The 21934-nt window shown below is 39.2% G+C and carries 17 protein-coding genes; 7 read left to right on the top strand and 10 right to left on the bottom strand.

The genetic code is table 11. From position 1 onward, the window contains the following. Positions 1–43: 43 nt before the first annotated feature. Positions 44–1177 (bottom strand): glutamate--cysteine ligase, encoded by a 1134-nt coding sequence (gene gshA, locus F7734_RS13960; RefSeq protein WP_166481890.1) that lies wholly within the window; start codon positions 1175–1177, stop codon positions 44–46. Between the two features lie 216 nt (positions 1178–1393). Further along, positions 1394–2305 carry a histone deacetylase gene (locus tag F7734_RS13955; protein WP_155745289.1) on the bottom strand — a complete coding sequence of 304 codons (912 nt, stop codon included), beginning with the start codon at positions 2303–2305 and terminating at the stop codon, positions 1394–1396. Between the two features lie 542 nt (positions 2306–2847). Between F7734_RS13955 and F7734_RS13945 the strand changes: the two genes are divergently transcribed. Then, complete coding sequence (locus F7734_RS13945) at positions 2848–3099, top strand: UPF0175 family protein (RefSeq protein ID WP_155745288.1); 252 nt, start codon at positions 2848–2850, stop codon at positions 3097–3099. A gap of 28 nt (positions 3100–3127) precedes the next feature. Continuing rightward, complete coding sequence (locus F7734_RS61980; RefSeq protein WP_207714098.1) at positions 3128–3283, top strand: hypothetical protein; 156 nt, start codon at positions 3128–3130, stop codon at positions 3281–3283. A gap of 64 nt (positions 3284–3347) precedes the next feature. Here F7734_RS61980 and F7734_RS13940 read toward each other — a convergent pair whose 3' ends face one another. Together F7734_RS13940 and F7734_RS13935 are read right to left on the bottom strand one after the other, a co-directional pair. Continuing rightward, a complete protein-coding gene (locus F7734_RS13940) occupies positions 3348–3683 on the bottom strand; it encodes a hypothetical protein (RefSeq protein ID WP_155745287.1) in 336 nt (111 codons plus the stop codon). Continuing rightward, positions 3674–4318, bottom strand: a complete 645-nt coding sequence (locus tag F7734_RS13935) for an AAA family ATPase (RefSeq protein ID WP_243146872.1) — start codon at positions 4316–4318, stop codon at positions 3674–3676. Before F7734_RS13935 ends, F7734_RS13940 begins: the two co-directional genes overlap by 10 nt. A 526-nt stretch (positions 4319–4844) precedes the next feature. Here F7734_RS13935 and F7734_RS13930 point away from each other — a divergent pair. The 3 genes from F7734_RS13930 to F7734_RS13920 are packed head-to-tail and all read left to right on the top strand — an operon-like array spanning position 4845 to position 5722. Next, positions 4845–5069 carry a hypothetical protein gene (locus tag F7734_RS13930; RefSeq protein WP_155745286.1) on the top strand — a complete coding sequence of 75 codons (225 nt, stop codon included), beginning with the start codon at positions 4845–4847 and terminating at the stop codon, positions 5067–5069. Continuing rightward, a complete protein-coding gene (locus F7734_RS13925) occupies positions 5066–5497 on the top strand; it encodes a PIN domain-containing protein (RefSeq protein WP_155745285.1) in 432 nt (143 codons plus the stop codon). Before F7734_RS13930 ends, F7734_RS13925 begins: the two co-directional genes overlap by 4 nt. A 12-nt stretch (positions 5498–5509) precedes the next feature. Then, a complete protein-coding gene (locus F7734_RS13920; protein WP_243146871.1) occupies positions 5510–5722 on the top strand; it encodes a HepT-like ribonuclease domain-containing protein in 213 nt (70 codons plus the stop codon). A gap of 170 nt (positions 5723–5892) precedes the next feature. Here the strand turns inward: F7734_RS13920 and F7734_RS13915 are convergent, their stop codons facing one another. Both F7734_RS13915 and F7734_RS13910 read right to left on the bottom strand, forming a co-directional pair. After that, positions 5893–8169 carry a caspase family protein gene (locus F7734_RS13915; RefSeq protein ID WP_155745284.1) on the bottom strand — a complete coding sequence of 759 codons (2277 nt, stop codon included), beginning with the start codon at positions 8167–8169 and terminating at the stop codon, positions 5893–5895. 244 nt (positions 8170–8413) lie between these two features. After that, a complete protein-coding gene (locus F7734_RS13910) occupies positions 8414–8608 on the bottom strand; it encodes a hypothetical protein (RefSeq protein WP_155745283.1) in 195 nt (64 codons plus the stop codon). A 111-nt stretch (positions 8609–8719) separates the two neighbouring features. On the opposite strand from F7734_RS13910, the gene F7734_RS63410 reads away from it, so the two are divergent. Further along, a complete protein-coding gene (locus tag F7734_RS63410; protein ID WP_243146870.1) occupies positions 8720–8974 on the top strand; it encodes a hypothetical protein in 255 nt (84 codons plus the stop codon). 159 nt (positions 8975–9133) lie between these two features. Then, positions 9134–9454, top strand: coding sequence for an RNA-binding protein (locus F7734_RS13900; protein ID WP_155745282.1), 321 nt, complete (start codon positions 9134–9136; stop codon positions 9452–9454). 316 nt (positions 9455–9770) lie between these two features. Here F7734_RS13900 and F7734_RS13895 read toward each other — a convergent pair whose 3' ends face one another. The 4 genes from F7734_RS13895 to F7734_RS13880 all read right to left on the bottom strand — a co-directional run bounded on the left by F7734_RS13895 (position 9771) and on the right by F7734_RS13880 (position 21739). Further along, complete coding sequence (locus F7734_RS13895; RefSeq protein ID WP_155745281.1) at positions 9771–11555, bottom strand: CHAT domain-containing tetratricopeptide repeat protein; 1785 nt, start codon at positions 11553–11555, stop codon at positions 9771–9773. Between the two features lie 96 nt (positions 11556–11651). Next, a complete protein-coding gene (locus F7734_RS13890; RefSeq protein WP_155745280.1) occupies positions 11652–17393 on the bottom strand; it encodes a tetratricopeptide repeat protein in 5742 nt (1913 codons plus the stop codon). Between the two features lie 102 nt (positions 17394–17495). Beyond that, positions 17496–20504 carry a CHAT domain-containing tetratricopeptide repeat protein gene (locus tag F7734_RS13885; RefSeq protein WP_155745279.1) on the bottom strand — a complete coding sequence of 1003 codons (3009 nt, stop codon included), beginning with the start codon at positions 20502–20504 and terminating at the stop codon, positions 17496–17498. Between the two features lie 17 nt (positions 20505–20521). Then, positions 20522–21739, bottom strand: coding sequence for a CHAT domain-containing protein (locus F7734_RS13880; RefSeq protein WP_243146869.1), 1218 nt, complete (start codon positions 21737–21739; stop codon positions 20522–20524). Between the last annotated feature and the right edge of the window lie 195 nt (positions 21740–21934).

Here is a 21934-nt window from a genome sequence, read left to right as displayed (position 1 = left end):
CCCTTGTCTCCCTTGTCCCTACCCCCTACCCCCTACTCCCTAGTTAAGCAACAGAAGAACACAATTTGTCTTCTAATTCGATTTCGCGTTCCTTAGCAGCATCAATCGCTTGGGAAATAATATGTCTTGGGCTAATACCCAAAGCATGGAGTTGCAGCCATTGTTGGGCTTCATTGCCTTCTCGCAGAATTTTTTGTAACGGCGAAAGGAAACAGGCAAAACCGTGTTGTTTGGCGATCGCCCATACATCCTGATAGATTTCATTAATCCAATCTCTTGCTGAGAGAGTTCTACCATCTTGCCAATGCCTAAGTTGAGCATCTAGACTGGTAGCCGCCGCCGCTGCTTCATTTGCCATGGAGAGAGAGATGAGTTCCTCTGGTGAAAACTCACTTTGAATTAAAGGATCTAACCGAGGGTTTTCAATAACTTGTAGCAACCGTGCCTCTAGGAAAGCAGTGATGGCAAGCAAGGCGACTGGATCTATGATTAAATCGCAAATTCGTAACTCCAGACGATTTAAGTCATAGGGACGGCGATCGCCATTTGGTCTAACTGACATCCACAAATGACGGACATTTTGCATTGTTCCGGCTCTTAGCTGGCTTTCCACCCATTGAACGTGGTGGGCGTGGCTTTCAAACAAAGGAACATAAGCAGGTGTTTGTGGAAAAATACCCCATCGAGTGGAATGATAACCTGTTGCTTTGCCATCTATAAAAGGCGATGAAGCACTAAGAGCAAGGAACAAAGGCGCTTCCACCCTAATAATTCGGCACGCCCGCATTAATAATTCCAGGTCACTAATACCTATATTGATATGAACGCTAGCTGTAACGACCTTAGTGCCGTAAGTTTGCTCAATATAATCGTGATAGGGATTTGTTGGGTCAGAGCGAAAAAAGCGAGTACTATCACCCAAAGATAAAGAACTGCCTGGAATAATAGTATAGTCACCCAATTGCTTGATATAGTTTCGTAACTTTACGCGAGGCTGTAATAAAGCACACAACAACTGCTCGTAACTTTTTGCTGGAGCCGTTGTGTATTCTACATTCCGGTTATCTGGCTCTCGTACAAATCCATCTAAAGATGTGACAATCTTGTCGGAGAGACCGACGATATCACCATTGGCTGTACCAGTGTACATTTCTACTTCAAAGCCTTTTGACAGCACCTTAATTATTCCCCTCGGCTCTCCATACTCCTAGATTGTATCTGGAATCACTAAATTTCTGCATCATACGTTTGAGTTACTTAACAAGTAGGGGTTAGTGGTTAGTGGATAGTGGATAGTGGATAGTGGATAGTGGATAGTGGTTAGTGGATAGTGGATAGTGGTTAGTGGTTAGTGGTTAGTAGATACCAACAACTAACAACCAACAACTAACCACTATCCAATACGATATACTTCGCTAGCAGCACGATGCACGAGGGAGTGACGCCATACTAGGGATTTCATATCGTCAGCGTAACCACCGCCAATGACACAGGCGGTAGGGTAACCAGCTGCAACGCAGGTACTCAAAACCTGCATTTCACGCCGAAAAATGCCTGTATCGGTGAGTGCTAATTTTCCCAATCTGTCACCTATGTGAGGGTCAACACCAGCGTCGTAAAATACGAGATCGGGCTTGACATCAGATAACAAATCTGGTAGATAATTTGCTAATGTTTGTAAGTAATCATCATCTTCCATTCCCACTGGTAAAGGAACATCTAAATCGCTTTTCTGTTTTGTACCGGGGAAATTGACTTCACAGTGCATTGAGAAAGTAAACACTCTATCATCTTCTTGAAAAATAAAAGCAGTGCCATCTCCTTGATGCACATCTAGATCTACAATCAGAATTTTTTGAACAAAACCGAGTTTTTGTAACACGCGGGCTGCGATCGCTAAATCGTTGAAAATGCAAAAACCAGAGCCATAACTGGGAAAAGCATGGTGAGTTCCGCCTGCGGTATTGCAAGCCAAACCGTTCTCAAGTGCGAGTTGGGCGGTGAGAATGGTACCGCCAACCGCCACACAGGTACGATTGACGAGTGCTGGACTCCAAGGTAAGCCGATACGCCGTTGCGCTTTGGCATCCAAAGTCCCTTCGATGTAAGCTTGAACGTACTCTGTAGTGTGAACTAACTCGATAAATTCCTGCGGTGGGCGCGAGGGGGTATGAAATTGTTCTTTTTGTGCGACACCATCATGGAGTAGCAGATCGTAAAGTAATTTAAACTTGGGCATCGGGAAGCGATGACCTTCGGGTAATGGGGCAACGTAATCGGGATGATAAACAATAGGTAAATCCATATCACTCTATTGAAGCATCAAGATTTCGATTAACGACTGAAATTCCATTATTTATCCTCTAGTTCTTCAAACAAAGCACTAAGATCCCGATAACCACTCACTACCCTTAGTATTTCAATTCCCCTTTAATTGGACGAGAAAATATTAAATAATTATTAATTGGAAAACTTCGTAAACTAACAAATATTACTCATTGGCTAATAAGCTTGCTCCCGACGCTGTTGTATTTTCTGTTGCAGGTGGCTGAACAAAGTTTCGCCATCAATAACTTCTTCCCGTAAAGATGCTTCTACACCAATGGCGATTTCCTGTTGCAATTCTTCAAATCGTCCCTTATAAATACGATTGCGCTCTGCAAATGTTTGTAAAGCTGCTAGGACGACTTCTTCAGATAACGCATATTTCCCACTTGCTACCTGGTTGCTGATTTCTGGACTCGTGACTGGGAAACCACTGTATTTCTCACCGAGCGTGCATTTGTATCAGAAATTTTTGTTAAAGTTGATGTGTAAGCTTTGAGAGTTGTTCAGGGTTGATGATAAATGAGTCAATTTATTCAGCCAATCAACTTGGAAATATCACCCGATTCCTTAAATCAAGGTGAACAGGCTATCCGTCAGGAATTAGCCCTACAGTTATATATGCAGAATATTTTTACCTTTAGTCAAGCGCGTCACTTGGCTAACTTATCTATATGGGAATTTCAGAAACTTTTGGGGCAACATAAGATTGAACGTCATTATAATGAAGCAGATTTATCCCAGGATATTGAAACAATTGAAGCAGGTTTTTAGAAATTGTGACGATTATTTGTAATGAAATATGTCAGATTTTAGCACTACGATTGTACGTCCTGTTTACTACAGAATTATTGAGCGTCGGGGTAATGGTGGTTCTTCCGTACTTAGTGGGCTAATTTTATCTAAAACTTTTTTGAGAGCTTTGTGTAATCAGCTTTTTAAGCATTATCTAAGCTAGATCGATCCATAAAGCACTTAATCACCGCATTGAAATCCCATACAATCAGGTTCAGATACGAAGCTTATTGATAATTTAGCCCACTAAGTACGCAAGAACCGTAATTTTCAATCTCTTTGCGCTCCCAGTACCAACCTAAGGGAACCTGCGTACCCCCATCCGTGATGTACCAGTTTCTGGGATGAGCGCTTGGCGAAGAATCATCATCATCAAAATCACGATCTCTCAGTCCCGCAATTGTTGAACCAGTCCGCACGTCTTTCCCACCCAGTATCCGTTGAGCGAAACCTTGCTTGCTACCGATTGGTCGCACTACACAGCCAGGAGGGACAATAGCAGAAATAACACGTACATCGGGGCTTTTCGCAACACCCTCACAGTATAAAATATTTACAGGCACAACGAACCCCCAAGCAACCGATAAGTATCGCCCTCACCAATTACGTCGCTAACAGCATCATTATGAGTTGTCACGATAAACTGACAAGTTTGACAGAGTTTGGGAAGTTGGCGCACTAACAACTGTGCCGCAGGCGGATGAAGGTTGAGGTCAATTTCATCAATTAATACGACTGAGTAGGCAATTTGCTGGCGTATAAACTCGTAGAGAATCGGAAATACTGACTGTTCTCCGGCTGACATTTCAACTAAGTCATATGAGCGATTTCCATCATCAATAAGAAAGTAGTAATCTTCGGGTGTTGGGGAATCAACTCCAGGCATTGGTTCGACACCTGCAAAGGTGCGTCCGGGGAAAATCTTAGTATATAAGTTTTCTAATTGTGTCAAGTAATCTACAGTAGAAGTACGAGTCAGTTGAGCAAATTTCCACCCGTTGAGGTACTTACGCAGCCTCGCCACGCCCACTTCAAAAGATATGCGACCGCTTGTAGATTTCCCGATACTCACTCGCCCTGCACTTGTACCGTTTTCTTCTGGTTGCGGCGTCACACCAAGATTGCGGAACTGGTCAAACCAAAAAATACCAGGTAGCTTAGAAAACTCAGAACGCACCGTAGGATCGGTTTCTAACAAGCTGCGTGCGTAGTAACGTCCGGCAAAGTGTATAGCGATGCAAGTAATATAATTCGAGCGATACCCCAGTAATTAACGGTTAGACATTGGTCACTCCTCTTGTATGGCTACAGGCGATCGCTTGTTCAATCTCTTGTATTTCTGAGGACAAACCAGGTTATGCAAAATTTATGCAAAATCAAAAATTAACCCCAGCATAGTTACGATACTTTGAGGAGATATACCGTACAAACACTGATAGTCATTTGGAAAGTAAAGATATTGTGAAGAAAAACCAAATAAGTCTCTTTGGTACTGAGTTTTTCTCTTTCTGCTGACAGGGTTGCTGTGTTCAGCCTCAAGCGTTGGGCTAGGCAATCCTTTATAATAGAAAAAATTCCGTTCTGTAGCTGATAGTGACCATCTACCAATTTATAAACTTCAAATGGTTGATGTTCGTCACGTCGCCAATACGTAGCGTTGGGTTTTTCTATTATACAATTGGAATACAGCCGATAGAGATGGTCTAGAAGTAAAGGTTTGAAATATGGAGTCAGTTGAGTTTCAGGTTATTGTAAAAAACGGTATTATTGAAATTCCTCAAGCATACCAGGAAGATGTTCAAGACGCTGATTTTGTCAAAGTGGTGGTCATGAAGAAAGCAAGGAAAAAACGAATTTCACCAAACGGATTTTTTGCTGAACTTGCTCGAAATCCAGTTGAAGTAGAGGGTTTCTTAACTCGGGAAGAAGTTTACGATCGCAAATTATGAGTCAATCAGGATGCTTTGTTGATTCCAATGTGTGGCTGTATTGGTTAGCCGACGACATGAAACTATCGACTGAGGAACGTTTGAGAAAACGGCACTTGGCGGTTGAAGTTATAAAAAATGAGAATTTAGTTATCAGTACTCAAGTGCTCAACGAAGTATGTGCAAATTTAATCAAAAAAGCTGGGTTTGGAGAAGACTATATTCACCAAGTCGTTCAGGAATTTTATGACAGTTGCGATGTCATAGTATTCAACTATGATATTCTAATTCAAGCTAGTGAACTTCGAGGTCGCTACAATTTTTCATTTTGGGATAGTCTGATTGTCTCTAGCGCACTCTATGCGAAAGCTGTCATTCTATATTCCGAAGATATGCAGGATGGAATAGTGGTGTCTGGGCAGCTTGAGATTGTTAATCCATTTAAATAGGGATTAGTTCTAATGCCTCAGAAGCAAGCATTAGACTGCATCTTTCGACAGGCGCAGCTTATCCAGATGTACCTTGGAAGTCCCGTAGCAGGTTTTAGAGATGTACTGATTCATGATTATTTAAAGGTGAATTTAAATCGAGTTTGGGGCGCGATTGAGCAGAATTTGCCCCAACTTAAGGCAACTATTGAGGCGATTTTGCAAGAATTTGGGAAATGTAACTGAACCAGAAACTCTACATAATTTGATTAGAGATAAAGTATTGCGATCGGCTGTGGCGTTATGAGAGACGATCGCCTGTACTTGAGCAACATCTTTGAATGTATCGATCGCATAGAGTCTACTATTGAGAGTCTATCGCTCAATAAACAGTTCTATCTATGCTGTGTATTTATTTAAGCAACAACCTCAAATGGAATTGACATTACAGCTAACTTGGTAGCATCACTTCCAAGAGTATCTGGAGGAAGCTGTGTATTTTCATTACCAGTTGTCCCGCGTGTGCTTCTGTCTAAATCATCTAGTAAACTATTAGTTAAATCTAAAAATTCGTCTCCAGTAATATTTGGTATTGGACTACGTTGATTGCCTATTCCTCTGGTATTTGCTAACGTTTTTATTACATCTATAAAATCACGTAACGGCGCATTGCTGGCAATTATAACTGCTTCTCCAAAACCAAGTGGTTCTGAAATATCAAAGGTGGTAGGATTTTCCCCTGGTTCGGGTGGTTGAGGAATTAAAAGTTTTTGCCTTGGTTGTATTATTGTCGCACCCTCTGAGCGATCGTAAGGGAAAATAACGTCCATTCTTCCGGTGCTGTCTATGCCTAAAATACTAACGTGGAGGGGTGCAGATTCATTATTTTGAATTTGGAAGGCTATTTTCATTCCTACAGGTAATTTTGGCACACCTAAATCAGAAAATTTTATTGGTTTTGTTGGTTGTGGACGATTTCCGACTCCTATATTTTGTTGAATACTACGAGTTGTGAAAGTTTCGGCAAGTAGTTTTTGATTTCCAGCAACAACCATTGAAGCTGTTATATTTATTTTTGATGTATTTGTATTGCCAAGTATATCTTTAACTATTTTGGCTGCTAGAAATGATTTTAGTTTCGGTTGTAAGCGTTCCACTGCGTTGATTACAGTTTCTTTTGTATCGCCAAAGGAAGTAGAGATGATTTCATCTAATGTTGGTGAAAATAGTCCGAAACTACCGACAGGAGGCAAATTTGGCATCCGTTTTTGTTGTAGTTCTTGGTATTTTGTTTTGGTCATGCGACCAAAAATATAATGTACTTGACTTTTTTCAAGGGGTAGTACTTCAATGCGCCTAATTGCTTGTAGTGTTTGTTTGGCTTGTTTTATAGTGTTGCTATCTAAAGAAGTATCATCTAGTCCAATTTTTAAAGTTAAATCTTTGGGGATAGTGCGGATACGTTCTTGTAAAAGTGTACCTTTTTGTAATTGGGTACGTGTAGTGCCAAGCAATCTACCTTTAGCTGTCAATCCTTGACGGGATGAAATTTGAACCTGTCCCCGTCCTTGACCATTTGCATCTACTACTGTAAAAACCGCTTTTTCATTAAATCCTTCTAAACTTTGTGAAGGTATCCCACCCAACCATAAATTTACTTCATCGCCATTAACATCTGTGACAACAGCTTCTGCTGGAAGTGCTTTGAGAGTGGAATGATATATTGATGTATTTGAATTTTGTCGCAAATTTTGCTCTATTTCTGGTATCTGACGCTCACCGGCTCCTTCTTGATTCCAGATGATTTCTTGAGTGCTTTCACGAACATTCACAAAAGTTTTACTAAAAGATTCATCCCCTATTTGTTGCCAAAGATGTTGAGTTAATGCGTAAGTAAAAGCTCCAGCACTAAAGTCACTTGTTCTGGTTTCAAGGGCTTCTTGGTCACGTTTAGCAGCAGTAATTACAATACCCTTGGCAACATTTTTTTTTCGTTGGTTGATAAACTCTTGTGGTGAAAGTCCGGTTTTTGCAAGCAATTTACGCTGTTGTTCATACTCTGCGGGACTGGGCAAAAAGTTACTTCCTCCATCGCGGGAACGCACTATTAAATTACCTCGTTTGGTTGCACCAGAGTAACAACTATCTAGGACGACGGTGACATTTTCGGTTTTTAATGCATGCATGAGTAAAAATAGGGTATGCCCCATAATGTCCTGAACTACACCACCATTAGGAGGTAAAGAACTATCGAAGGGAACAAGGGTACCGTTAAGCCCATCCGGCGTATCACGGTCTTTATCTTGTACTCTTGAACCATGCCCTGAATAATGAAATACTACCACATCGCCCGGTTTAGCTTGGTCGATTAAATGTTGTTCAAAAGCCTGTAAGATACCTTGGCGTGTTGCTTGTGCATTAGTCAAAGTCAGAATATCTTTGTCGTTAAAACCAAAGCGGTGAGTTAGTAACTCGCGTTGCAACAAAACATCATTTTTACATCCTTCTAATGGTGTGATGTTATTTTTATACTCATCAATCCCTACCAGTAATGCCAATTTGCGGGATGTATTTTGTGCTACAACTTTAGCGTATTGTTCGGATTGGCGCATGATGTCCAATTGGCTTATACCAACTGTTGCTAAAGCAGAACTAGCGAATTGCAGAAATTGACGGCGTTTGATGTATGTCATAAGATTTTGGATTTTGAGTTGAATGTGAATGATGTTAGGTTTTGTACTTTAATACTTAAGTAGTATCAAAGCTGTATATTTCCAGCTTTTGGGAGGATATGCAATCATTTGGGGCTACAATTTATGGGACAACAAGTAAAAGATGACAAAACTGACAACTATAAGTTGGCAAAAACTAAGCTGTAATGCCCATTCTGACGTTGATATTTTTTGCTAGATGCGCCCGACTGACAGCCAGAATTTGTCAACAAGTACTCATGACAACCATCGCTTGCTGTAGTGTATTGTTGGCTACTGCTTTATTCTCAGGTTTCTGGCGATGATAAAGCGGAATCAAACCTAGTAGCGATCGCAGTTCGTTTGCTTTGTCATTCTGAGTTCGAGAAAGATTTAAGCTTTGCTCAAAATATTCTCGGATAATTTTTAGATAAAACTTCATACACAAGATACAAAACTTTGGTTTGGGCGAATTAGAACTAATACACGTCAAGGAATTATTGCTATCGATTTACAAAGATGATAACGTCAGTGTAATTTAACAGATTATCGTTTGTATACCATCGCCGAAATGCACGATCGACAAATTGTTGCGACTGCAATGGTTTTAGTAAATCAAGGAGAAACAGTAACAATCTATAAAGCACCTCAGAAACGCAAGGGTCAAAAACTACTCAAGGAAGGCTTTCAACCAGTTGATTTTCCATATAATCCTCCCTACGCTGACGGAAATTGTTACTTTGCTGGACCTAACGACAGAAGTATTGCAGAAGAATACAATCAAAGCTACAAGGAAGGCATCCTTTGAAGTTGTGATAGATAAACTAACTTACGAGGAGTATTTCAAACCTCTAGAGTATCGCTACGATCAAAAAGGAGGTCGTGAGCGAGTTGAGGTGATCATCCCTCAAAAACTATTTTCAGTCCTCAACAAATTTCCACGTGTACTTAAGCCACAATAAGCACCATGAACAGTAATACCTGGGAGCAAGTTAAGTCAGAGTACAAGCTTGGTCAGTTTGTACAAGGTAAAGTCGAGCACCACACACCTTTTGGGGTTTTTGTCAATATTGGTGAGTCAGTCGTGAAAGGGTTAATCAAAATACCTGACTTTTTGGACGAAGGTGAGATGACAGAGGAAATGTATCCGGAGATCGGTGCATTAGTAGGGGCAATTGTTGTTGGATACAATGAAAGTAACCGTAGTGAAGTTTATCTTAATGCTAAGCCTAGTGTTTTACATCAAGCCCTTGTCCCTCTTCAAGGTCGTAATGCATTGATAAACTAACTCTTCTTTAAAAATCCAAATCTAAGATTTTTCTAACCCGGAACCGTCTATTCTGTGTGACTAGCCAAGTCAACTCACAGATAGTTCCATCGGGGGATAACTACAATACTGTTGCTAAAGCTAGGAATGCTACGTTACTTTAGGAAAAGTGCTTTCCAATTTTGGAATATATTGCTACACTCTCTGTCCGCCATGAATTTATTATCCCGATACTTGTAAGTTTCGAGAAGAAAGGAAAGGTGCGATCGCCCTCCCATTTTTTCGTACCCAAATTATACTTAGGACGCACTGACAACGATATGACAATTTTGCCAAATTATCGTTGTTGTCCCAATTTAGCAGAAGTCCAATCTCCGGAAGGTATGAAAGCAGCCCAGTAAAAAGGATGTTGATATTGCTGGGACTTCAGCATTTCTAATTGCGTCTGTCGCAAGGCTTCGGAACGTCCTTCATTTTTGATGAGTTGCCTGTAATATTTAACCATTAGTTCTTTTGTACCTAAATCGCTAACATCCCATAGACTAATTAATTGACTTTGGGTACCAGCCATCACAAAAGCACGACGCAAACCATATACCCCTTCGCCGTTGGTTGCTTTACCTACTCCTGTTTGACAAGCTGAAAGTACGACTAATTTAGTACCCAATAAATTTAAGGAAGATGCTTCTAATGCTGTCAATACACCATCTCCGTTACCACTACGACGCTCGTTAAACCCAGCTAAAGCAATACCGGAACGCAGTAGGGGATTTTCAATGTTTTTACTTACTCGACGACTGGAACCAGGTTTGACTGTGATGCCACGATTTTCTACTGCTAAATCAAGAGTATCGGGAACCTCTATTTTTTCGTCAGTCAAAAAGAAACCGTGGGTAGCGATATGGAGAATACTAGGCGATCGCACTTGTTTTAATGCATCTTCTGTGGCTTGACTACCTGTTAAAAGGTTGACATTTATACCTTTTTCTTTTAACAGAGGTAGAATAGCATCTGCTTCTTGTTTTGTTCCTGGTAAGGGACTAAATGTGAGTCTGTTGATTTCTGAGGAGCGTTTTAACTCTTCCCCGTTACCTACGGCGATGAAGGCTTGCATCCCCAAGTTATTGACAAAATTGGGATGTTGGGAACCAACAATACTTTCTGTGATGTCAAGAGATTTTTGCGTGAGTTCCACTGCTTTTTGATTATTTCCCAGAAGAAAGTATGTCCAAGCTTGGTTGCTCAGGTTAATTGCGACTAGGGTATGTTTAGTACCATAGGCTTTTTCGTAAATCGCTAAAGAACGTTGTAAGAGTTTAAGGGATTCTTGAGGCTTACCCTGCACATTATATAAACTTGATAAATTATTCAGACTGAGAGCAACATCGGGATGATTGGAGCCAAATATTTTTTCTCTAATCTCTAAGGCACGTTTGATAAATGTTTCGATTTGAAGATTATCTGTTGGTTCACCAAATAGCTGTCGAATTTTTAAAGATTCTTGCAGAGGTTCTACGGACTCTTGGGCTTGATTCTGAGCAATATAAACTAAACCTATATTAGTTAATGTTTCTCCCTCCCCTTTCTTATCTTTTGTTTCTCGGCGTATACTCAAAGCTTGTTGAAATGTGTCTAATGCTTTTGAATATTCTTTTAACCCCTGATAAGTTTCACCCAGATTATCTAATACATTACCTTCACCTTGGCGATTATTCAGCTTTTGATAAATAGCTGACGCTGGAGTTAATGCTTTCTGCGCTTCTAGATATTCGCCTAATGAGTTATAAACTTCACCCAAATAATTTAATGCTTCTGATTCACCTAAAGAATCTTGTTGTTTTTGTCGCCGTGCTAAAACTTGTTGAAAAGTTTTCTCTGCATCTCTGAGTTTATATTCGCGTAACTGTGTAATCCCTAGTTGTAATAATTTATCTGTAGATATTGCTTGAGGAGTAGAGGAAATTGAGTTTTGAGTAATAATTTCCTGTCTAGAAGAAAAAGCTGCTTTGTGTATTCCACTTAATAAAAGTGTAAGGCTAATAAATGTACCTAAGCGTAGAATCAGCAAGTTTAATTTAGCGTTGGGTTTCACTGATTTTTTAGCAGATGATATAGTTTGCATAAATTTGTGATTGTCAATGGTTATTAAAATTTGTCTCTCTTATGCGGGTTGGTGATGTATATTTCTAGCTTTTGCGAGGATATGCCAAAATTGAGGCTAAAATTTAGCGGGAGTCCAATCACCAGAAGGAATGAAAGCAGCCCAGTAAAATGGATGTTGGTATTTTTGGGACTTCAACATTTCTAATTGTGTCTGTCGTAAGGCTTGAGAACGCCCTTCATTTTTGATTAATCGTCCGTAATATTTCACCATCAGTTCTTTAGTTCCCAAATCATCCACACTCCAGAGACTAATTAACTGACTTTGAGCACCAGCCATCACAAAAGCACGACGCAAACCATATACCCCTTCGCCATTGGTTGCTTTACCAACACCAGTCTGACAGGCGGAAAGTACAACTAATTTAGTACCCGATAAATTTAAGGAAGATGCTTCTAAGGCTGTCAAAACACCATCTTCATCACCACTGCGACGGTTGTTAAATCCAGCTAACGCGATACCGGAGCGTAGTAAGGGATTTTCAAGGTTTTTACTCATCTGACGACTGGAACCAGGTTTAACTATAATTCCACGATTTCCCACAGCTAAATCATGAGTATCTGGAAAGTCTATTTTTTTATCGGTGAGAAAGAACCCGTGGGTAGCGATATGTAAAATACTGGGCGATCGCACTTGTTTGAGAGCATTTTCTGTGGCTTGCGTGTCTGTCAGGAGTTTGACATCTTTTAATAAGGGGACGATGGCTTCGGCTTCTTGCTTTGTTCCTGGTAAGGGTGAGAACTTTAGCCTGTCAAATTCCGAGGAACGTTTTGTTTGGCGATCGCTGTTTTTAGGGAGAGATAAATGACTCGTAGCATTGCCAAAATCAATATTTGCCATTACCACTGGTGTTTGACGGCTGGGTGATTGATTTGATAAGCGCAGTAAGTCACGCCCAGTAGTAAGGTAATTAATAGTGTAATTTTCTACCAAGTAGCGGTTTTTTTCATCTACCAATGCAGCGAAGGGAATCAGATTCAGCTGGCTGTCGGGAGAAAGTAGCAGTTTTCGCTTGTCACCCAATAGTTTGCGGATGGGTTGCATGAGTTTGCTATCCAGGCGACGCGCAATTGGTTTGACATCGCGGGATTTACTTTGCAGAATTTCACCAAATTCCGTAATTTCTCGTTCGATGGCTTCCGCTTCCCCTAAATCTGCCCATTGTGGTGTGCCTTGGGATGTCAAGATATATGCAGCATAGCGAGGTTTGCCATAGCGATCGCTTCTTTTTCCGGCTTTGGGATTGATTAAAGGTTGATACAGCGTAAATTCTACTAAAGCTGCATCAGTAGGTATTAATTTTTGCACTGATTCAATTGTGGTTACTTGGGTGGCAGTGCGAAATTCGCTGCTACGTTTAGAGAGTTCTGCTTCTAATTTGTCGTACTCAACTTGAAGTTTTGCAAATTCTTGACCAAAATTACTAGATTCAGTGTAAGTAAGTCTTGCCAGTTGGGAACTAATGGTTGTGAGTTCGTCAAATAATTTTTGGTTTTCCGGGGTGAGATTTTGTCGCAACCAGCTACGACTATCGCTCTCGACATCAAGTATCCGTCCTTTACGCCGGAGGATTGCGGTGAGAGCCAGTTTTGCAGCTTCGGGATTATTAGGTGCTGACTGCAGGTGTAAGGAAACTGTGATGTCGGTTGACTCATTGACTAACGCCATCATATAGTTTTGTTTTTGGCGTTCTGAACCGATACCAAGGATAATATTGAGATTGCGATCGCTAATATCCAAACTGCGGTTTCTCAACTCAATCGCACGGTTTATATCCCCTTGAGCATGGTAGGCATAAGCTTGTAATCTTAAATCTTTGACAACATCAGGATGTTGGGAGCCAAAAACACTTTCTGTCATCGAAAGCGATTTTTGCAAGAGTTCCAGTGCTTTTTGATTATTTCCTAAGAGAAAATAAGCCCAACCTTGGTTACTTAAATTGAGTGCAACTTGTGGATGATTAGTACCATATACTTTTTCCAAGATACCTGCAGAACGTTGTAAAAGCTGAACAGATTCTTGATGTTTGTCTTGGTTCTGATATAAAAGAGCTAAATTATTCAGACTGAGGGCAACATCAGGATGATTTATGCCAAATACCTGTTTTCGGATACCTAAAGCACGTTGAATAAGTTTTTCTGCCTCAGTATACTTTTCCTGGTGGTAATAAGTAGATGCAAGATTGCTAAGGATTGTCGCAATAATAGGATGATTGCTACCAAATACCTTTTCATTAATAGTTAATGCTTGTTCATATAAAGCTTCAGCTTCCCGATCGTTTCCCAATTCACTATATAGATGAGCCAAATTCTGAAGTGATTGAGCGACCAAAGGATGCTCATCATTAAAAGCTTTTTTGTGAATCTTTAAAGCATCTTGATATAAGTTTATTGCTTCTGGATAATTACCTTGGGCTAAGTATGCACCAGCCAAATTATTCAGACTAACTGCAATGTCATGATGTTCTGTACCAAATACTTTTTCATTAATTGCTTTAGCGCGTTGATGTAATTCTATAGCTTCGTTATATTTAGCCAAGTTTTTGTATACCTCAGCTAGATTGTTGAGGCTTGTAGCAACATTGGGATGCTCTAAGCCAAAAACTTTTTCATGAATAGATAGCGCACGTTGGCAAATTTTTAGCGCTTCTGAATAATTACCTTGCTCTGCATATAATATACATAGACTATTAAGAGTAGTGGCAACAGAAGGATGCTCAGAACCTAATATTTTTTCTCGCATTGCTAAAGCACTTTCAAATAAATAAAGGGCTTCTTTATAGTTCCCTAAGTCAGTGTAAAGGCTTGCCAAATTACTAAGGCTTCTAGCACTATTAATATTCTCCAAACCTAATACCTTATTATTAATCGCTAGAGCGCGTTGATGTAAATCTATTGCTTGTTGATATTTTGCTTGTATACTGTGCAATTCTGCTAAGTTATTGAGACTAAGAGCAATATCTGGATGTTCGGAACCTAATCTTTTTTCTCGAATAGCTAAAGCACGTTCATGCAAGGAAAGAGCTTCTTGATATTTACCTTGGTCTTGATATACACTTGCCTGATTATTCAAACTACTAGCAACATCTGGATGTTCGTCACCAAATATTTTCTGACGGATTTCTAAAGCACGTTTGTATAAAATCATGGCTTGCTGGTAATTACCTTGCGTGCTATACAAGCCACCAAGATTATTCAGGCTAATAGCAACTAATGGATGTTCAGTACCGAATACTTTTTCACGAATAGCTAAAGCACGTTGAAATAAACCCTGTGCTTCCGTATGTTTTCCTTGTGCTAGGTAGATATTGGCTAAATTGTTGAGGTTAGAAGCAACTTGAGGATGTTCCGCACCAAGAATTTTCTCATTAATAGCCAAAGCAGTTTTTAGTAGGGGTATTGCTTCTTGATATTTTCCTAAATCTCTATATACAGAAGCAAGATTATTCAGACTGAGAGCAACATCAGGATGTTCTTTTCCAAATGCTTTTTCATTAAGAGATAAAGCACGTTGATGAAGTTTAACGGCTTCATTATAATTTCCTTTATCTTGGTATAGATTAGCTAAATTATTGAGACTACTAGCAACTCTCTCTGCTAAAGAATTTATTTTATAGGCATCTTCACTAGGTTTAGCTGTTAGTGCATTCTGATATAGCTGTTCGCGGATTTTTAAAGCATGTAGCCAAGTTTTTTCTGCTTCATCATAATTACCTAAGTCTCTATAGGCTGATGCTAGGTTATCAAGCTGAAGTGCTAGGTTAAAATCAGACCAAAAGTCTTTCTTTGATTTTTTTTCTGTGATTGTTAAGGCACGCTGATAAAGTCCTAATGCTTCTTGATAATTTCCTAAACCTGTATATATATTAGCTAAATTATTCAAGGAAGAAGCAACGTCTGGATGTTCCAAACCACGAAGTTTTTGAATAATTGCAAGAGCACGTTGACCAACTTTTAGTGCTTCTGGATAATTGACCAATTTAATATAAAGACTTGTCAAATGATTTAAACTACCAACAACTTCTATATTTTCTTGACCAAGAAATTTTTCTTGAAGTGCCAGAGAACGTTGAAAATATGGTAATGCTTCTCGATACTTCCCTTGATTGTTGTAGAGATAACCTAATTTTTTGATATTTTTTACTATTTCAATACTTTCCGTACCATATAAAACCTGCTGGCGCTTGAGTACTTGTTGATAATATGATTCAGCTTGAGAATAATTTTGTTGATTTTCATATAGTAATCCTAAATAGCCTAGAAAAGTAATCAATTCCTCCTCTGGTCTTTTAATTTTTTCAGAAATAGCTAAAGCTTTCTCGCAACTATCACTTGCTTGTTTATATTTTTTCCAGTTATGGTACAGATTACACATTCCATAAAGATTAATGCTTTCAAATAAAGGTAGTTTATTTTCTTGAGAAATTGATAAACCTTGCTGATAATATTCAATTGCTTTTGGATATTGCTGTAGATTGTCATAAGTCAGTGCTATCGAAGCAAGCAAAGTTGATTGTGCTGGAGGATTATTGAGTTCTTTAAAAATTACTAGTGCTTGCTGGTATAGTTCTAAAGATTTATCAAATTTTTGTTGCTGGTTATAAATAGAAGCGATTTGATTGAGAGTATTCAATTCTAATTCTCGCTGCTTGAGTTCTTGAAAAATTCCTAAAGCTTGCTGATATAATGCTAAGGCTTTATTATACTGTTGCTCCTTGCTGTAAATTGAAGCGATATTTATCATAATTTGAGCTTCTTCAGCACGATTTTTTTGTTTTTGATAAATAGCTAATGCTTTTTGGGCTATTTCTAAACTTTGCTGACTGTGTTCAAGTGCCTTTTGGGGATTTTTTAACTGATTATAGGCATCTGCAATATCAGCAAGAAGCCTTATTTCTTCCAAAAAATTACCGCTTCGTCTAGCAAGTACAAGTCCCGATCGCATATGCTCTAACTGTTTGTCAGCTTGTCTTGAAAAAATATGAACTGTCGCTGCTGACATCAGTGCGGTACTTTCAGCTTTAGGATTATTTACCTGACGACTAAGCTTTAAAGCTTGATTTAACATTTCAAAACTTTGGTCAATGTTACCTAAGACATAGTGGCTTAAACCCAATAAAGTAATTGTCTCTGGTTCGTTAAAACTATCTTTAAGTTGTTGTCGAATAGATAGCGATCGCTGTAAAACTTCTACAGCCTGAGAAAAATAACCTTGATTTATATAAACCGTACCAATATGACTTAAACTATTTGCTTCACCTTTTACATCTTTAATTTCTCGCCAAATAATCAAAGCTTTTTGAAAATTATCCAACGCTTTTGAATATTGCTTAAATCCACTGTAGGCATTACCAATATTACTTAGCGCTTCTGCTTCATGTGGACGTTTTTTTGATTCTTGAGCAATTTTTAAAGCCTCTTGAGAAAATTTTAAAGCTTGTGTTGGCTCACTCAATAAATTATAAACTTCGCCTAAATAGTTTAGAACGACAGCATCTCCGGCAGCATCATTTTGTTGTCGTCTTTGCAATAAAACTTGTTGAAAGGTTTTTTCAGCATCCCTAAGTTTGTATTCGCGTAGCTGCGAGATTCCTTCTTCTAATAATTTATCTGTAGATGTTGCTTGAGAAGTTGGAGAAAGTGAGTTTTGAGCAAAAAATTCTTGCTGGGATTTAAGTGCAGTAACTGCTGGGATACCACTTAATAATCCAGTAATAGTAATGATTGCTCCAAACCTCAATATGGCAAGATTAAATTGATTACCTATTGAGATTAATTTTGGCGTACTATCTGTTTTCATCTTTGTCTTTCCTAATTTTAAATAAATTTCCTTGGCACAATACAAGCATTTATCGCTCTATTGTTTAAGCATCAATCATAGCTAAGGCAATTAGGATTGGATTTATTCCGACTCCCCAATAAGAGTAAAAGCAGCCCATTGAGAAGGATTAGAATATTTTTTCTTAGTAGTCAGCATCGCATTTCTTAAGGCAGTAGCTTTGTCAAGGCTTTGTTGCAAGTTTTGATAAAACTCTGTCATCAAAAAGGCAGTTGAACCATCATCTACAGCCCATAAAGAGACAATTACACTGGGTGTACCAGCGCTAATTAAAGAACGAGATAAACCAATAACGCCATCACCAGTTATTCGACCTCTACCTGTGTCGCAAGCGCTGAGAACAACCAAATCAGCATTGATTTTCATATCGAAAATTTCTTCTGCTGTTAATAGTCCATCGTCCTTTTTATCTTCCTTGCTTAGAGGTGATGAGAGGTAGCTTATATTTTCTGGGGTGATAGTGAGCCTTCCTTCGGAAGGAGCTAACGCTATCGCACTATCTAATCCTCGAATATCATCAAATAAGCCGTGGGTAGCAAAATGAATAATTCGCGCTTGGGGTAAGCGTTGTACAATCGCTGCTTCTGTTGCGTTATTGCCAATTAAAGCTTGAGTGTTAAATAAAGATGCGATCGCTTTTGCTTCTTTCTCAGCCCCAGGTAAGGAAGTTAATTGTTGCGGTTTATCCCCAACTTTTAAGGCAACCTTCGGCATGGTAGGATTGCCTACAATGAGTGAAGACATGAAATTAAGCCCTGCTACCACACTTCTTGAACTTTTTCTTCCCTTTTGACGTTGCTGACGGGTTAAATCTAAAACTTGAATTGAGGGTGACGTGAGAATAGTATGTTTTTCTATCAGGTATTTACCATCTTTATCTTGTAATGCAGGGAAGGGTACAAGAAATAACGAATTTTGAGGGATGAAGATTACCTTGTCCGTTTCTTTTTTAGGTAATAGGTCAGCAATAGGATTAATTAATAATTGATGTAGTCGTTTTAAATTGTTTTGTGCTTTACCCGGATTTGGTTTATGAGATACTCGAATACCACGACTTCTGACACCGATTGATTGACGGCTAATTTTAACTAATTCTTCTAAATTTATATTTTCTTTTTGCCACAAAGGTTTAAGATCAGCTTTGCGGAATGTGACTTCACCTGTGGGTTTTATCACCCAGATATATAGCTCTGATTCTTCTGCTTTTTGTCTACCTGCTACTTTGAATTCATCAGTAATAATTGAATATTGAACGAGGGTGGCATTTTGTGATTTGGCAATTTGTTTAATTTGGTCAATATTTGGTGGGTTTGATAATTGTTCTTGAGAGTTAGAAGATACTTGAGAAGCGAGTAACTCTACAAAGGCACGTCCTCTTCCTTGCTCGGCTATCTCTAGCGCTCTATCTGTCTTATTTTGAGCAATCAGGACGGATTGTAAAATGCGGTAAGTATTAGTTTGTCCCTCAAAAATTGAAACTTTAAAAGCATCATTACTACCTAATCTCTGACGTTGAGATTCCCAAACCTCTATTCCCAATAGTAAGATTTTTTCTGCTTCTGGGAGTTTACCTGATTTTTCCAGAGCAGCACCTAAGTTATTCAGCGCATTACCCTCGCTTTGACTGTCTTTTATTTGACGTGCTATTGTCAAATGCTGTTGATAGTACTTAATTGCCTTAGCATAATCCCCCAGATTAGCATAAGCATTTCCCAAATTACCTAGTGCTTTTCCTTCACTTTGATGGTCTTTGATTTGACGTGCAATTGTCAAATTTTGTTGATGATACTCAGTGGCTTTGGTATAGTTCCCCTGGTTAGTGTAGACATTTCCGAGATTGCCCAGCACTTTCCCCTCACCTTGGCGATTTTTGATTTGGCGTGCGATCGCCAACACCTGTTGATAGTAATCAATTGCCTTAGCATAGTTGCCTAAAAAATTGTAAGCAATTCCCAGATTACTTAGCGCTGCAATTTTGCCTTCAGGATCTTTGATTTGGTGTGCAATTGTTAATGCCTGTTGATTGTACTCAATTGCCTTGGCGTAGTCCCCCAGGTTATAGTAGACATTTCCCAAATTAACCAGCGACTGACTCTCGCTTTGAGGGTTTTTAATTTGGCGTGCAATTGTCAATGCCTGTTGATGGTAATCAATCGCTTTAGCATAATCCCCTAAGTTTCGGTAAGCATTTCCCATACCACCCAGTGCGTTACCCTCACCTTGAGGGTTTTTAATTTGACGTGCAATTGTCAATGCCTGTTGATGGTAATCAATCGCCTTTTCATACTCCCCAAAGGAATTGTAGGCAGTTCCCAGATTATCCAACGCCGTCCCCTCACTTTGAGGGTTTTTAATTTGGCGTGCAATTGTCAATGCCTGTTGATGGTAATCAATCGCCTTTTCATACTCCCCCAAGGAATTGTAGGCAGTTCCCAGATTAACCAGCGCCGTCCCCTCGCTTTGAAGGTCTTTGATTTGGCGTGCGATTTTCAACGCCTGTTGATTGTACTCAATCCCTTTGGCATAGTCTCCTAGAGAAAGGTAAGCAGCTCCCAGATTACCCAGCGCTTGACCTTCACTTTGAGGGTCTTTGATTTGACGTGCGATTGTCAAATCTTGTTGATAGTACTTAATTGCTTGGGCATGGTTTCCCAGGTTACGGTAGGCTACTCCCAGATTACCCAGCACTTTTCCCTCAACTTGAAGGTCTTTGATTTGGCGTGCAATTGTCAAAGCCTGTTGATAGTACTCAATTGCCTTAGCATATTCTCCAAGGTTACGGTGGGCAATTCCTAGATTGTTTAGTACCTTACCCTCGCTTTTTCGATCTTTTATTTCTCGGTAGAGATAAAGTGCTTGCTGCCAAGATTTTAATGCTGCCTCAAATTCACTCGTTTTATACTGCTCGCGCCCTTGCTGTAACAATCTATCAGCTTCCGCTTTCTTTGTATCTGTTGTCTGCGCCAAAATCCGCGATGCACCAAACACGATTGGTAAACTAGAACCCAACGAAGTCGAAACAACAGCCAACAGACAAATAAACACACCTAACCCAAGTTTGCAGGAACGCATCGTCATACCTCACACCACTAAAACAACCCAATCAACGTAAAAGCAGCCCAATCTTGAGGATTTGGATACTTTTTCATCGTTTCCAGCATCGCTTGACGTAACGCACCCGCTTTATCCGTATTTTTCCTTAAATTACCATACAACTCAGTTATAAGATATGCCGTCGTCATATCATCCACTGCCCACAAGGAACCAATGACGCTATCCGCACCAGCACCTAAAAAAGCACGAGAAAGCCCAATGACACCATCACCTGTGATTTTTCCCAATGCTGTATCGCAACTAGCCAAGACAACTAAATCGGCTTTGAGGTTTAAATTCTGGATTTCTTCAGTCTTCAACCAACCGTCATCTCGCTCGGAGGAAGCAAGGGCAATGACACCAGGAGAGTTTTCTTCAACGCAATTATTGGGTAAAGTATATGTGGCGAGGTGAATAATTCGCGCTTGGGGCATTTTCTTCACAATTGCGGTTTCTGTGGCAGCATTACCTATTAATGGTTGAGCTTGGAACATCTCTGCAATGTTTTTTGCTTCTTTTTCTGCACCTGGTAACGGTGGAACTTTACAGATTTCCTTTCCTGTTTTGAAGGGTATTTTTGGTGCTGTAGGGTTTCCTACTATTAATAATTCATTGCCTGTTATATTTGTAGGGATAAATGATTGTTCACCCTTCCCTTTATTTTTTCGTTGATAGAGTAAATCTAATATCTGAACTGACGGTGCAGTAGAAATAGTATGTTTCTCAATCAAATACTTACCTTCTTCATCTTGCAAAGCTGCAAAAGGAACGGAGAATAACTCACCTTGAGGAATAAAAATTAGTTGTTCATCTGGTTTTTGTGGTAGTAAATCAGCGATTGGTTTAATTAATACTTGATGCAGCTTTTGCAAATCAGTACTTGAAATTTTTTTCTTTGGATTGTATTCTAATTTAACTCCTTTTGTAACTTCGCTTCTTGCACCAAGGTTACGTCGATGTCTTCTAAATAAATTAAGGAATGAATTTTTTTCTATCTCTCCCAAGGCTTTTAAGTCAACTTTACGAAATTGCACATCGCCTGTAGGTTTAATTACCCAAGTATATAATTCAGATTCTTGAGCTTCTGTTTTCCCATTAACTACAGATTCATCAGCAATAATTGAGTATTGAACAATTGTGGCATTTTGTTGTTTAGCAACCTGCTTTATTTGCTCTGTGTTTAATGCTTCTGAAGATTTGGAAAATTGTTTCATTAATGGTTTCGCGATTTGCTTAGTTGTAGTTTGCTTAAAAGTAATTTTATTTTGGAATATATGCGATTTATTATTAGCAAGCGCACTGCTATAAGTAGCTGTAACAGTTGTCAAAATTATAAAAGCGGGAACAAGTTTAGTAATCAAGTAGGGAAAATATTGTTTGGAGTTTTTTATCATCTTTCTATTGGTGAA

The sequence above is a fragment of the Scytonema sp. UIC 10036 genome, from assembly GCF_009725235.1.
The sequence above is the reverse complement of the archived record's forward strand: the minus strand, read 5'-3'. Positions and strand labels throughout refer to the sequence as shown.